The sequence below is a fragment of the Caulobacter sp. Root343 genome (assembly GCF_001425745.1).
In the GTDB taxonomy this organism is placed as follows: domain Bacteria; phylum Pseudomonadota; class Alphaproteobacteria; order Caulobacterales; family Caulobacteraceae; genus Caulobacter.
The window spans coordinates 260,705-274,001 of the sequence record NZ_LMDF01000005.1; the positions used below are offsets into that span (position 1 = coordinate 260,705).

At 71.7% G+C, this 13,297-nt stretch carries 11 protein-coding genes; 4 read left to right on the plus strand and 7 right to left on the minus strand.

Annotation, left to right across the window (positions count from 1 at the left end; translation table 11 throughout):
* Nucleotide 1 precedes the first annotated feature (1 nt).
* Nucleotides 2–913 carry a hypothetical protein gene (locus tag ASC70_RS05305; RefSeq protein WP_056047158.1) on the minus strand — a complete coding sequence of 304 codons (912 nt, stop codon included), beginning with the start codon at nt 911–913 and terminating at the stop codon, nt 2–4.
* 67 nt (nt 914–980) lie between these two features.
* Here ASC70_RS05305 and ASC70_RS05310 point away from each other — a divergent pair, with 67 nt between their 5' ends.
* Nucleotides 981–2,252 carry a nucleotidyltransferase family protein gene (locus tag ASC70_RS05310; protein WP_056047161.1) on the plus strand — a complete coding sequence of 424 codons (1,272 nt, stop codon included), beginning with the start codon at nt 981–983 and terminating at the stop codon, nt 2,250–2,252.
* Here the strand turns inward: ASC70_RS05310 and ASC70_RS05315 are convergent.
* The 5 genes from ASC70_RS05315 to ASC70_RS05335 form a co-directional block, all read right to left on the minus strand.
* The gene (locus tag ASC70_RS05315; protein WP_056047164.1) at nt 2,199–3,803 is read right to left on the minus strand and encodes a radical SAM protein; all 1,605 of its coding nucleotides are present in this window, start codon (nt 3,801–3,803) and stop codon (nt 2,199–2,201) included. The two genes, ASC70_RS05310 and ASC70_RS05315, sit on opposite strands and share 54 nt — an antisense overlap.
* Nucleotides 3,800–4,600: a bifunctional 2-polyprenyl-6-hydroxyphenol methylase/3-demethylubiquinol 3-O-methyltransferase UbiG gene (locus ASC70_RS05320; RefSeq protein ID WP_056047166.1), complete on the minus strand. Its 801-nt coding sequence runs from the start codon at nt 4,598–4,600 to the stop codon at nt 3,800–3,802. Before ASC70_RS05320 ends, ASC70_RS05315 begins: the two co-directional genes overlap by 4 nt.
* Nucleotides 4,597–5,430 (minus strand): class I SAM-dependent methyltransferase, encoded by an 834-nt coding sequence (locus tag ASC70_RS05325; RefSeq protein WP_056047171.1) that lies wholly within the window; start codon nt 5,428–5,430, stop codon nt 4,597–4,599. The genes ASC70_RS05320 and ASC70_RS05325 overlap by 4 nt, the downstream gene beginning before the upstream one ends.
* A complete protein-coding gene (locus tag ASC70_RS05330; RefSeq protein ID WP_056047174.1) occupies nt 5,427–6,824 on the minus strand; it encodes a radical SAM protein in 1,398 nt (465 codons plus the stop codon). The genes ASC70_RS05325 and ASC70_RS05330 overlap by 4 nt, the downstream gene beginning before the upstream one ends.
* Nucleotides 6,825–7,008: 184 nt before the next feature.
* Entirely contained in the window at nt 7,009–7,785 is a 777-nt protein-coding gene (locus tag ASC70_RS05335; protein ID WP_235519263.1) for a FadR/GntR family transcriptional regulator, read from the minus strand.
* Nucleotides 7,786–7,998: 213 nt separating this feature from the next.
* Between ASC70_RS05335 and ASC70_RS05340 the strand changes: the two genes are divergently transcribed.
* Nucleotides 7,999–8,889 carry an IclR family transcriptional regulator gene (locus ASC70_RS05340; protein ID WP_235519265.1) on the plus strand — a complete coding sequence of 297 codons (891 nt, stop codon included), beginning with the start codon at nt 7,999–8,001 and terminating at the stop codon, nt 8,887–8,889.
* A gap of 137 nt (nt 8,890–9,026) precedes the next feature.
* Here ASC70_RS05340 and ASC70_RS05345 read toward each other — a convergent pair whose 3' ends face one another.
* Entirely contained in the window at nt 9,027–9,320 is a 294-nt protein-coding gene (locus tag ASC70_RS05345; protein WP_156396127.1) for a hypothetical protein, read from the minus strand.
* Nucleotides 9,321–9,772: 452 nt separating this feature from the next.
* Between ASC70_RS05345 and ASC70_RS05350 the strand changes: the two genes are divergently transcribed.
* Both ASC70_RS05350 and ASC70_RS05355 read left to right on the plus strand, forming a co-directional pair.
* Nucleotides 9,773–12,409, plus strand: a complete 2,637-nt coding sequence (locus tag ASC70_RS05350) for a glycoside hydrolase family 2 TIM barrel-domain containing protein (RefSeq protein ID WP_056047179.1) — start codon at nt 9,773–9,775, stop codon at nt 12,407–12,409.
* 111 nt (nt 12,410–12,520) lie between these two features.
* The gene (locus tag ASC70_RS05355) at nt 12,521–13,090 is read left to right on the plus strand and encodes a dihydrofolate reductase family protein (RefSeq protein ID WP_056047180.1); all 570 of its coding nucleotides are present in this window, start codon (nt 12,521–12,523) and stop codon (nt 13,088–13,090) included.
* Nucleotides 13,091–13,297: the final 207 nt, after the last annotated feature.

A 13,297-nucleotide genomic window follows, 5' to 3' on the forward strand; every position in this document is an offset into this window, starting at 1 on the left:
CTCAGCCCTCCCGCTCGAACGGCAGGCGCTCGCGCAGGAAATCGATGGCCGCGCCCGGGTCGCGCGACAGGGTCAGTCGCCAGCCGCCGCCGGCCGCCAGGGCCCGCGCGGCCTCGGCCGATTGGCGGGCCAGGAGATCGAAGCCGGGCTCCAGCCGCGCCAGGCCCGCCAGGGTCGCCTCCGCGTCCAGCCGCGCCAGGGCCAGGCTTTCGCCGCGCTCCAGCAAAACCACCGCGACCCGCTCCGCGCCGGATTCGGCGAAGGCGGCGCGCGCCGCCGGCACCACCGCCTTCAGCTTGCCGCCCCGCGATCGCAGCCCTTGAGTGAACCTCGGCGCGTCTTCGGGAAACACATGCAGGGGCCTGCGAAAGCCCCAGACCGTCAGGCTCGGCCGCAGCTGGATGTACAGGGTGTCGTCGGACAGAATGGGAAGCCCCCGCTCCATCGCGGCCAGGGTCAGGGTGCTCTTGCCGGAACCGCTGGGCCCGGCTAGCGCGACCGCCGTGCGCCCCAGCATCACGCCGGCCGCGTGCAAGGGCGTGCGGTCCGCGCGGGTCAGCAGGAACAGCAGCAGGGTGTCGGTCACCCGCGCCGCCAGCCCGGCCGGATCGTCGACCAGCCGGGGCGCGACGATCGCCCGCGCCTTGCCCGTCTCCGCGTCGGCCTCGCCCACGCCGCCGTCGCCGCGCAGCGTCAGGCGCGGGCCGTCGACCCGGATGTCCTCTTCCGCCTCGCCGAGTTCGCGGAGGTCCAGCCGTATTTCGATCCGGGCCGCCTCGTCCGCTCCGCCGGAAGGCCAGTCGCCGTACGCCCGGTCGACGGCGTCGAGCAGCGCCGGCGCGCCCGACACGAAGTCGACCGGCAAGCCGAAGATATCGAAGCGCTTCCGAAAGGCGGGAACAGGCAATTGCATAGATATTGATACACATAGAATAGATAATGTATCAATACATAAAATTATCGATAGACTATAGTCGAACATGATTTCGACACCTGACAACACTAATGAACATATAGACTTCGACGCGGAGAATATTTCCGAGCAGGAAGTCTCGCGACGATTCAAATGGGCCAAGCGGCAGGGCAATCCCGCCTGGCTGTGGCCGGACATCCGGGTCGAGGACTGGCGCGCGGCGCTGGAGCAGGTGGCGCGCGTCGCCTCGGCCGTGCTGTCCGGCGCGGCCGTTCCGCCCCGCCTCGACGGCGACCCGGCCGCCATTGGCCTGGCCGGCTACACCTCGGGCCTGGGACCGCTGCTGGGCTGGTGGGCCGAGACCGGCGCCATCCTCCCCTCACCCGCCGTGGCGCGCGTGCTGGACCTGCATCTGCGCCACAACCGGATCCGCGCGGCCCGCCTGGACGCGGCCGCCGTCGACTTGATCGGGCGTCTCTCGAGACAGGGGATCGCCGTCACGGTGCTGAAGGGCGCCGACACCGGCCGCGCCTATTTCCCCGCCCCCGGCGTCCGCCCGGCCTCCGACATCGACCTGCTGGTCCGGGCCGAGCAGGCCTCCGCCGCCGAGGCGATCCTGCGGGCCGAGGGCTTCGCCGAGGCCAGCCGAGGCGCGCGCGAGAGCAGCTGGCGACCGCCCGGCTGTCCGACCGCGCCGCGCTCGCTGACCCTGGTCCACGCCGACGATCCCTGGTCGATCGACCTGCACAGCGCCTTGGACCTGATGGTCAGCGCCGGCGCGCCCCTGGCGGCGCTGGACGCCGGCGCGCCGATGGACAGCCGCCGCGCCTGGGCGCCGGGATCGGAGGCCACCGCCCTGGAGCAGCCGCTGCTGCTGTTCCACCTGGCGATCCACGCCGGCGCGGGCCTGCAGAACCTGACCCTGCTGCGGCTGGTCGAGCTGAACCTGGTGATCCGCCAGGACGTCGCCGCCGGCCGGTTGTCGTGGGACGCCTTCCTGGCGCTGGGCGAGCGGATCGGGTTGCTGGGCTTCGCCTATCCGGCGCTGACGCTGTGCGAGGCCCTGACCCCCGGCGTCGTCCCGGCGCTGGTGCTGGCGCGCTGCGCCCGGGCCACGCCGCGCGGCGTGCTGCGGGTCGTGCGCCGCCTGACCCCCGCCACGGCCCAGCGGATCGAGCGCAGCTCGGTCGGCGAGCACTTCATGTGGACCGACGGCTGGCGGCGGCGGATCCGGCAGCTGGCCGCCGACATCGCGCCGCGCGCCGGCTCGTGGCGAGCGCTGTGGTCAATCTACGAGAAGCGGGCTTGGCGCCTGGTGCGGGGCCGCGTCAGTCGCTGAGCCCGGTCCTGGCGCCGACCCGGGCGGCGGCCACGGCGCGTCGGTCTCCTGGCTCTCCGGCCGCAGGTGGCCATAGGCCTGGGTGTCGTCGGGCACGATGCGCGCCCACCGGCGGATCAGGCGCAGCAGCCGCGGATTGTCGTAGTCGCCCCGCGCCCAGCGCCGGCGAGCGGCCAGCCGGCCCAGCAGCTTGCCCCACGGCCGCGTGCGCTTGTCGTGCACCGACGGGAAGCGGCTCTTGAGCACCAGCTCGAAGTCGTCGACCCGCGCCTTCAGCCGTCGCGCCATCCAGGGCAGGTCGGGATCCTCGTGGGTCATCCAGGCCACCCATCGCGGCTCGATCCACTCCTCCAGCGTCTCGGGCGTGCCGGCCAGGGCGTCGACGTCGCCGTAGGTTCCCTTGCGCTGCGGGGTGGGCGTGTAGAAGTAGCTGATCAGTTCCATGTCCGGATTGACCGCCTTCAGCTTGCGGATGAAGGCCAGGGTGTTCTCGATCTCGCTTTCGGGCGCGTCGGGGTCGCCGAACACGAACGAGAACTCCGGGATGATCCCGTGCTCGCGCGTCTTGGCCGCCGCCAGCAGGATCTGGTCGGTGGTGGTGCCCTTGTTCATCTTGGCCAGCACCTCGTCCGAGCCGGACTCCGCGCCGCAGAACACCATGGTCAGGCCCGCCGCCTTCAGCGCCCGCCAGGTGTCGTCGGAGAACCGCTCCAGCGCGTCGACCCGCGCCTCGCACCACCAGCGGATCCCCAGCGGCTTGAACGCCTCGGCGATGGCGCGGGCGTGCTGGTCGTTGAGGAAGAAGTTGTTGTCGTAGAAGTGCACCGAATCCATGCCGTGCTCGCGGACCAGATAGGCCAGGTGCTCGGCGGCGCGGGCCGGGGTCTCGACCTTCTCGCGGCGGCCGAACACCGAGATCACGCCGCAGAAATTGCAGCCGTACGGGCAGCCGATCGAGGCCTGGTAGACGCCCGACCGGCGCCCCAGGAAGGTCGGATGCAGGTACTGCTCGACGTCGATCCTGTGGTACGGCGGGGCCGGCAGTTCGTTGGGGCCCAGCCAGGTCCGTTCCGGCGCCTTCCAGTGCGAACCGTCGGCCTGGCGGAAGCACAGCCCCGCCACCGTCTTGGGATCGCGCCGGCCGGCCAGCACCTCCAGCAGCTCGACGAAGGCGTGCTCGCCCTGGCCGCGCACCAGCCAGTCGACATAGGGCGCGTTCAGCACCGGGTCGGGATAGAGGCTGCCGAAGTTGCCGCCCCAGACGATCGGCATGTCCGGATAGCGGCGCTTCAGGGCTTTGGACAGCGGCACGGCGCTGACCAGCTGCGGCCCCGGCATCACGGTCAGGGCGACCGCCGTCACCGGGTCGGGCCCGCCGGCGCGGCGATCGATGCGGCCGGCGATCTCGGCCAGGATGTCGATCCCCGGCAGGTTGCCGTCGACGATCTCCCACGTGACGTGCTCGGGCAAGGCCGCGCCGATGGCCATCACCGACAGCGGGAAGCGGCGGTTGGTGGGCTTGGTCGCCCTGGGATTTACCAGCAGGATCACGGCCGCGCGCTCATCCAGACGTCGAAGCGCGACGGAACTCTTTGCCCACGCAGGCGCGCCAGCAGCGGCCGGGCCTCGTACCACAGCGGATACAGCACCCGCCGGCGCCGCCAGGCCAGGCCCGAAGCGGCGGAGGCCTCGGCCAGCCGCGCGCGGGTCAGGAATTCGATGAACGGCGGGGCCAGCAGGACGTCGGCGCCCTCGCCGAAGCGCTGGGATGCTCCGGCCTTCTTCTCGGCGACCATGGCCACGCCGTCGGCTTCGCGGCGATAGAACGGGCTGTCGACGATCGCCAGCCGCCCACCCGGCCGGACCACCCGCGCGGCCTCGGCCAGCACCGCCGGCAGGTCCAGCGCGTAGTGCAGGGCGGCGTTGAACACCGCCAGGTCGACGCTGGCGTCCGGGGCCGAGATGGCGGCGAACGAACCCGGGCGCAGCTGCATCCGACCCTCGGCCCGGGCCGCAAGAGCGCGAGCCGCGCCGAGGCCGTCGACCTCGTCCTCGCGGATGTCGAGGGCGATGGCCGAGTGGCCGGCCAGGGCCAGTCGCCAGCTCAGCCAGCCGTTGCCGGCCCCCAGGTCCAGCACCGACAGCGGCCGGCCCAGCCGCTTCGCCAACGGCGCGACGACGTCGCCAACCAGGGTCTCGAAGCTGCGAGCCCGCACCGCCCACTGCCGGGCCAGGGGACCGCCGCGCAGATAGGGCAAGGCCATCAGCGCCTCGCCGCTGTGTCCCCGACCCTCCGCGGCCCGGTGGCGGGCATAGGCGGCCGCGAAGCCGGCGAGGTCGGCGCTCATCCCAGAACCTCCGCGTCGGTCCGCACGAAACGGTGCAGCACGTGGTCGCCTAGGCCCGCCAGCGGCCGCGAGACGGCCCGGTCCAAGGCCTCCAGCCCGGCCAGCAGGCGCGGATGGCGCGAGATCCACGGCTCGGCGGCGCTGGGCGGCACGAACACGCCGACGCCCTGGCGGCCAGCCGGCCGAAACCACGGCGACAGGGCCCGCGCCAGGTCTGCGGACCGATGATAGCGAACCGTGAAGGCCTGGCCGTTCAGCCGCGCCGCGACGTCGCCCCGCGCGAAGCGGCGGACCATCGCCCCGGGCCGCCCCCGCAGTCCCTCGACCAGCCATTCGCCCGGACAGCAGGTCCCGAACACCACCAGCAAGGCCGGCGCGCCCGGCGCCAGCAGCCTGGCCAGGCCGCGCGCGAACGCCGGCAGGTCGGTCACGCAGTTGAGGGCCGCGAAGTTGGAGTAGGCGCCGTCGAACAGGGGCGCGTCCGCGCGGCGCTCGGCCAGCGCCTCCAGCCCCTCGGCCGACGCCACCTCGGCCTGGGCGTACGGACGCCCGGCGAACTTGGCCCTGGCCACGCGCACCATCGACGGCGAGGCGTCGGTCAGCAGCACTTGGCGGCCCCGGTCCAGCAGCCAGGCCGCGTCCTCGCCGGTGCCGCCGCCGACCTCCAGCAGCCGCACGCCTTCGGGGAAGGCTTCGGCCAGGGCCGCGCGCACCACCCGGCGCTGGGCCGCGACGCTGAGCCAGGCTCCGAAACGCGCGTCGAAGCCGTCGGCCATCGTGTCGAACGCCCGCGCCGCCGCCGGCGTCTCCGAGGCGCTCGCCACGCTCATACCGAAGCCGCCAGCACCGACGGGGCCGGCGAGCGGTGCAGGACGGCCTGAGCCTCCAGCGCCGCCCAGGCCGCGTCGTCGCCGCGCCCGGTGTCCACCTCGCGGTGCAGCACGTCGCGCACCTTGCGATAGAAGGCGGAGTCGTAGGTCCCCTGGAACAGCATCGCCAGGTCGCCGGTGTCCTTCCAGTTGCGCTGACCGCCCAGCTGGGCGGCGACGCGGTCGTGGAACACCGTGCCCGGCAGCGGATAGGCCACCGACACGCCGACCTCGTCCGGCGCCTCGCCCCGGATCAGGTCGCGGGTCGCCAGCAGGTCTTCCCAGAGCTCGCCCGGATAGCCCAGCTGGATGAACCAGCACGCCTTGATCCCGTGCGCCTTCAGCACCCGGGTAGCCGCGCGGGCGGCCTCGACCGTGGCGGCCTTGTCCATGGCGTCGAGGATCTTCTGCGACCCAGTCTCGACGCCCAGCCACACCTCGCGCGCCCCGGCGGCGGCCAGGGCGGCCACGGCGCGCTCGGTCATCAGGTTGACCCGCGACTGCATCGAGAACGGGATCGCCGCGCCGGCCGCGATCACGCCGTCGGCGAAGTCGCAGATCCAGTCGACGTCGAGGCCGAGGATGTCGTCGGTGAACCACAGGTGGTCGGGCGCGATCTCGGCCTTCAGCCGGACCATCTCGGCCACCACGTCGCCGGGCGAGCGCACGGTGTAGCGCCGTCCGAACGTCGGCTTGGCGCACCAGTTGCAGGCGTAGGGACAGCCGCGCGAGGTGGCGATGTTCCAGGAGAAATGGCCGTGCGCCTCGGTCCAGGCCGCGCGGTAGGCCGCGACGTCGACCAGGTCCCAGGCCGGCGGCGGCAGGGCGTCCAGGTCGTGGGTCACGCGCCGGGGCGATGTCGGTCGCGGCCGGCCGTCCGCGCCCGCAAGGACCAGGCCGGGAACGGTCTCCAGCCCCTCCCCGCGCGCCCAGCGCCGGAGCGTCTCGGCCACGGCGTCTTCGCCCTCGCCCAGCACGACGGCGTCGGCGCCGGCGTCCAGATAGAGGCCGGGATGATCGGCCGAGTCGGGGCCGTTGACCGCCACGCGGCAGCCGTGGGCCCGCGCCGCCCGCACCATCTCCAACGCGCTGTCGCGACGCACCGCGGTGCACATCTTGGTCAGGAAGTTGAAGTTGTCTTCCATCAGCACCACGGCCGACGGCGCCAGCCGCTCCAGCGTGGCGGCGAAGGCGCGCGGCCCCTCGGCGAAGGTCGCGTCGAACAGGCCCACCGCGTGGCCCTCGCGCCGGGCCAGGGCCGCGGCCAGCAGGGTCGACAGCGGCGGATAGGGTTTCATCTTCTCGCGCTGCTTGGCGTCCTGGGCGAGAAAGAACGAGTGGCAGAACAGGATCACGCGCCGAGGTTCCCCGCCCGGTCCCTGGACCCGACGCCGGCCGGGGCCGTCCTGCCACCTTCGGACATCGCTCTGCGCATCGCGTTTCAACCGATCCCGCGCGCCGGGCGCGCCATTGGGAGGTCAGTTTCTCCGGACCCGCGACCGGTTCATCGCCGCGCGCGAAATCGCGGGGCGCGGCGCGTTATCCCGGCAGGGCCAATTCCAAAGGCCGCTCGACGGCCGGCTCGGGCGCGGGACCAGAGCGCGATCGCTCGGGCCCCGCCGGACGCTCCCCGTCCTGGTGCGCCGCGATCTGGCGCAGGACCTCGGCGAGGATCGCCTGCATCGCCGCCCGCGCCCGTTCCGGCTCGCCGGCGACCAGCGCCGCGCCCAGCGCCGCGTAGCCCGCCGCGTCGGGCGGCCGGCGATTGCGGTTGGCGAAGGCGGCCGAGAGCGTCAGGGCCGTGGTCACCAGCTCCGCGAGGCCGCGATAGAGCAGGTTCCCCGTCGCCTCCAGCACGAGCCGGTGGAAGGCGACCTTGGCCGACAGCATGTCGCCCTCGCCGCGCGCCGCGGCCATGACGCCGTCCAGCGCGACCTCGACGTCACGCCGCCCAGCCTCGGTCATGCGCCGCGCGGCCAAGGCGGCGGCGACCGGCTCGGCCCCGAGCCGCAGCTCCGTGAGCTGGGCCAGGGTGGCCAGCGAGAAGCGCCGCGCCAGCAGCCAGCGCAGGACGTCGGGATCATAGAGGCTCCACGCGGTCTCGGCCGCGACGAACGTCCCCTGCCCCGGATGGCCGTGCAGCAGCCCCTTGGCCACCAGCATCTTGACCGCCTCGCGCATCGTGGCGCGGCCGACGCGGTAGCGGTGCGAGAGCTCGCGTTCGGTCGGAAACGGCGCGTCCGCGAACACGCCGGCGACGATGGCCTCGCCCAGTTGCTCGACCAGCCGGCGGGCGACGCTCAGGCCCGGCTTCACGCCCGGCCCGCCGCGCCGGGGCTCGAGGGCTTCGTCCGACCGGTCATCTGGTTCCTCCGGGCCGTGGCGCGGCGTCGCGCGACGACGGATTGTTATTTGAACGCTTGCGTACGATAAAAGCATCTCGGGCGTCAATGCGGCGCCGCTGACGGTGGCGACCCGCCACCGCGCGCGGCCTGGACGGCGCTAAGACCTGGCGCTGGAGGGACCCCATTGCCCTTTGAAGATCATGGCGTTTATCGCCCCCTCCCCACGCCCCGCGCCGCGCGGGTGGGCGAGCGCTCGCCCGCCGGATCCGGATTGGACGCCAAGGTCGATTTCTCCGAGGCGGACGACGCCTCGCGGCCCAGCCAGACCCTGCGGCGCGGCCTCGACGTTCTGGAGCTGATCGCCCGGCGCGGCCCGATCGGGCTGCGCGAGATCAGCCAGCGGATGACCCTGACCCGCAGCACGGCCCATCGCCTGGCGTCGGCCCTGGCCGAGCGCGACCTGGCCCGCCTCACCGCGCGCGGCTACGAGCTTGGCCCCAAGCTGCTGGCCCTGGCCGAGACCGCGCGCCTGCAGCGGCCGCTGACGGTGTTGGCGCGTCCCCATCTGGAAGCGCTGGCGCGCCAGCATCTCGACGCGGTGAACCTGGCCATCCGCGACGACGGGCGGGTGCGCTACGTGGACCAGACGCACGGCGCGCGACGGATGACGGTCCGCTCGGTGGTGGGCGAGATCCGGCCGATGGCGACGACCGCGCTCGGCCGCGCCCTGCTGCTGGACGAGTCCGAAGCGGTCTGGCGCAAGGTCTTCGCGGAGGACCCCGAGGCGCCGCGCGGCCAGAATGCGGTGCTGGCCTGGGTCGCGCGGATGCGGCAGTTCCGCGACCAGGGCGCGGCGTTCGATGTCGAGGAGAACGCCGATCGCGTCCGCTGCGTCGCCGCGCCGATCCGCGAAGCCAGCGGCCGGATCGTCGCGGCGATCAGCATTTCCAGCCTGCCCCAGTATCTGGACGACGCGCGGATGGCCGAGCTGGTGGAGCCCGTCACCGAGACGGCGCGGGCGATCGCGCGCGAGCTGGGCTGGCGCCCCGGCGCAACCGGAACACCGCCGCGCTGAGCCGCGCCGTTCGAAACAGGAAAAGGCGCGGGGCGCTCGATCGGCGAGCGCCCCGTCCGGATCCCGTCAGGGCTCCGGCTCAGTGGAGGAGGAGATCGTCTCCGCGCGCGGGCGACGGCGCGAGGCCGCGGCCCGAACTACTTCTTCGCCGGCAGGGCGGCGAAATCCTTGTCGATGGCCGCCAGGGCGCCGTCGCTGACGGTGTCCTTGGCGAAGCGTTGCAGCCCTTTGAGCGTGAGTGGGCGCGCCATCCGGATCTGGGGGTTGGCGAAGACCGACGGCAGATGCCTGTCGACCACGGCCTTGGCGGCCGGGGTGTCGAGGATCTCGCCGATGGTGGTCGTCGCCGTGCTCAGCGGCGGCGCCGCGATGGCCACGCCCGCGATGGCCATCAGCGACACGGCGGCCAGGGCGGTTCGGATGGGACGCATGGTCGGCCTCTTCTCAAGGGTCGTTGGTCGCATGATGCCGCGTTCAGGGGCGAAGGCAATGCTAAATCGAACGCTTGCGATCAATATTAGACCGAAACGCGTTCACGCCCGACGATCGGCGGCGCGCGGTCGGCCCCGCCGCCCTCGAACACAAATGAAGACGCCGCCCATGTTTTCCGTAGGATACCCACATTTAGGGGAGCAGAACTCGATTTCGGGGCAGCGCTCTCGTTGGCTCGTGGTCGGGTGCACGCGGCCGTTCATAATCGTGACGCGGCGCTCAAATGGGCGATTTCAGACGTCCATCGCTGCCGCTGGAGCACCGACGACACTGCACGGGCGCGCGCTGCACGCCGCGAAATCATGCAAAATAGACCATCATCGTTCGATTATTGACTTGGCGACGGCGCCGCTGATACTTGGCCGGGAAAAGCCCCGGGGTGGAACACGTCATGACGATCAAGCTGGCCGCGACCGCCTTCGCCCTGGCCCTGGCCGCGAGCAGCGGCCTCGCGTCGGCGGCCGAGCGGCTGACCGTCCCGCTGACCGACGGCTGGCGGTTCACCCAGGACGACGCCCTGTCCGGGGCCGAGGCGCCCAGCTTCGACGACAAGGCCTGGGCCGCCGTCAGCGTGCCCCACACCTGGAACCGCGCCGGCTACTACCTGTCGGACGCCCCCCACCTGCACACCGCGGCCACGATCAACGCCAAGCAGGGCGTCGGCTGGTATCGGCTGACCTTCACCGCGCCGGCCGCGATCAAGGACAAGGCCGCCTGGCTGCAGTTCGACGCCGCCAGCCGCAAGGCCTCGGTCTGGCTGAACGGCGTCCACCTGGGCGACCACGCCGGCGGCTTTTCGCGCTTCCGCCTGGACGCCAGCAAGGCGATCAAGCCTGGCCAGCCGAACCTGCTGGTGGTCAGGGTCGACGGCAGCCGGCCGGTCGCCGGCGGCCCAACCGCCGACATCCTGCCGCTGGGCGGCGACTTCTTCGTCCACGGCGGGCTCTATCGCGCGGTCAGCCTGGTCGCCACCGACAAGGCCCATTTCGACATGCTCGATTTCGGCGGCCCCGGCGTCTACGCCCGGACCACCGAAATCGGCGACGGCAAGGCCACGGTGGCCGTGCGCTCCAAGCTCCGCAACGACGCCAGGCGCGGCGCCAAGCTGGTGCTGACCACCCAGCTGGTCGACGCGTCCGGCGCCGTCGCCGCCCAGGTCGTCACCCCTGTTTCGCTGGCCGCCGGCCAGTCGACCGAGGTCGCGCAGGACCTGGCCTTGGCCGCCGCCCACCTGTGGCAGGGCGTCAAGGCCCCCTACCTCTACCGGCTGAAGTCGGTGATCAAGGACACGCGCGGCCAGGTCGTCGACAGCCTGGACCAGAGCTTCGGCGTCCGTCAGATCCGCATCGATCCCGAGCAGGGCCTGATCCTCAACGGCCAGCCGCTGCGCCTGCACGGGGTGGGCTACCACCAGGACCGCGAGGGCAAGGGCTGGGCGGTCAGCGCGGCCGACACCGCCCAGGACATGGCCATCATCCGCGAGATGGGGGCCAACACCATCCGGCTGACCCATTACCAGCATGGCGCGGCGATCCACGAGCTGGCCGACCAGTACGGCCTGATCCTGTGGGACGAGATCCCGTTCGTCAGCGTCATGACCCTGGCCGCCGACCAGCTCGAGCCGACCCCCGGCCTGGTCGCCGACGCCAAGCAGCAGCTGCAGGAGCTGATCCGCCAGAACTACAACCACGCTTCCGTCGGGGTCTGGAGCATCGCCAACGAGGTCGACCTGCGCGGCACCCCGCCGTCGTTCATGGGCGCGGCCAAGATCGTCCAGCGCGATCCCGTGCCCTTGCTCAAGGCGCTGAACGCCCTGGCCAAGGCCGAGGACCCCGACCGGGCCACGACCCAGGCCACCTGCTGCGAGGGCCTGCAGCCGAACGCGCCCGAGGTGGCCGCCATCACCGACACCAGCGGCGCCAATCGCTATTTCGGCTGGTACTACACGCCCTCGGACCTGTTGGGCCCGGCGCTGGACGCCCTGCGCAAGAAGCGTCCGGACAAGCCGCTGTCAGTCAGCGAATACGGGGCCGGCGGCGCGATCAGCCAGCACACCGACGATCCGCTGGGCGGCCCGTTCGACTCGTTCGGCCGCGTCCAGCCCGAGGAATACCAGGCCTTCGTGCACGAGAAGAACTGGGCGATCCTCGACTCCAAGCCCTATCTCTGGGCGACCTGGTTGTGGAACAGCTTCGACTTCGCCACCGGCGACCGCCACGAAGGCGACGGCGAGAGCATCAACACCAAGGGCCTGGTGACCTATGACCGCCAGGTCAAGAAGGACGCCTTCTACTTCTACAAGGCCAACTGGAGCGCCGCGCCGTCGGTGCGCATCACCGGCCGCCGCTATGTCGACCGGGCCTATCCGGTGACCGACGTGCGCGTCTACAGCAACGCCCCGTCCACCGACCTCGTGGTCAACGGCAAGTCCCTGGGCGCGCTGGTCGACTGCCCGCAAAAGATCTGCGTCTGGAAGAGCGTTCGCCTCGCCCCGGGAGACAACACCCTGGTCGCCCAGGGCCAGTTCAAGGAAGGCTCCACCGAAGACCGCCTGACCTGGCGCCTGGCGCCCGAGGGCAAGGACCGCTTCACGATCGACAGCGGCGCCCTGCTGGTCCCGGCCGGCCTCGGCGTCCGCATGGGGTCGGACGCCTTCTTCGCCGGCGGAACAGCCAAGGCCATGACCGGCCAAGGCGGCGGGGAGCCCGGCGCGGCGCCGTGGCCGGTGGCCCGCACCTTCCGCGAGGGCGACTTCCGCTACCAGATCCCGGCCGCGCCTGGCCGCTACACGCTCACCCTGACCTTCGTCGAGCCGACCTACGCCAAGGGCGAGCGCGTGTTCGACGTGCTGGTCAACGACAAGGTCATGCTGGCCGATTTCGACATCGCCGGCGCGGCCAAGGGCGAGCGGGCCACCGTGGTGCGCGCCCTCCCCGTCGAGGCGAGCGAGGCGGGGCTGACCCTCGCCTTCAAGGGCAAGACCGGCAAGGCGATCGTCTCGGCCATCGACGTCGCCCCGCGGCCCTAGTCGTGGTTCGGCCCCTTTGAGGTAGGGCGGCGCCCAAAATCCGTATTCGGGATGTCGGCGCCGGCGTCGCTCGAGCGTCCTTGGGGAACATCAAGACCCCAGGAGATCAAAGTGTCCGCATCCGTGCTCTTCATGTCCATGTCGCTAGATGGCTATATCGCGGGGCCCAACGATGAGGTGGGCAATCCCGGCGGCGACGACTTCATGCGGTTGCACGCGTGGTACGGGGATTTTTCCCGACCGACCGGACCGGTCGGAGACCTGTGGGACGAATGGAACACGCCCGGCGCGATCCTGGCGGGTCGGCGAACCGTGGAGCAGGTCGATCACTGGGGCGGTGACAATCAGGGCGTCCCGATCTTCGTCCCCAGCCACAGGCCGCCCGGGCCATCCGTCGCGAACTATCCGCTGGTCAAATATGTGAGCGACGGGATCGCGAGCGCGATGGCGCAGGCGAAGGCCGCCGCCGGGGACCGGGACGTGTTGATGCTCGGCGCCTATACGGCGCAACGGGCGCTGGAAGCCGGCGTGCTCGACGAACTGCAAATCCATCAGATTCCAGTCCTGTTCGGAAGCGGCCGCCGGCTGTTCGACGTCCTGCCCTCGCGCGTCGAGCTGGAGATCGTCCGGGTGATCGATACGCCCGACGCCACGCACATCCGCTACCGCGTCCGCCGCTAAGCCCGCCGTCAGGCGGGAGCGGACATCCGTTTCCTTCTCCCCTTGCGGGAGAAGGTGTCAGCGAAGCTGACGGATGAGGGGTCGATAGTCCCGTCGGCTTGGCGCCCAGCCTATCCGCTGTCGCGGCGGATCCGGTCTTCGACCCCTCACCCGACCCGCTTCGCGGGCCACCCTCTCCCGCAAGGGGAGAGGGAAACAAATCCACTC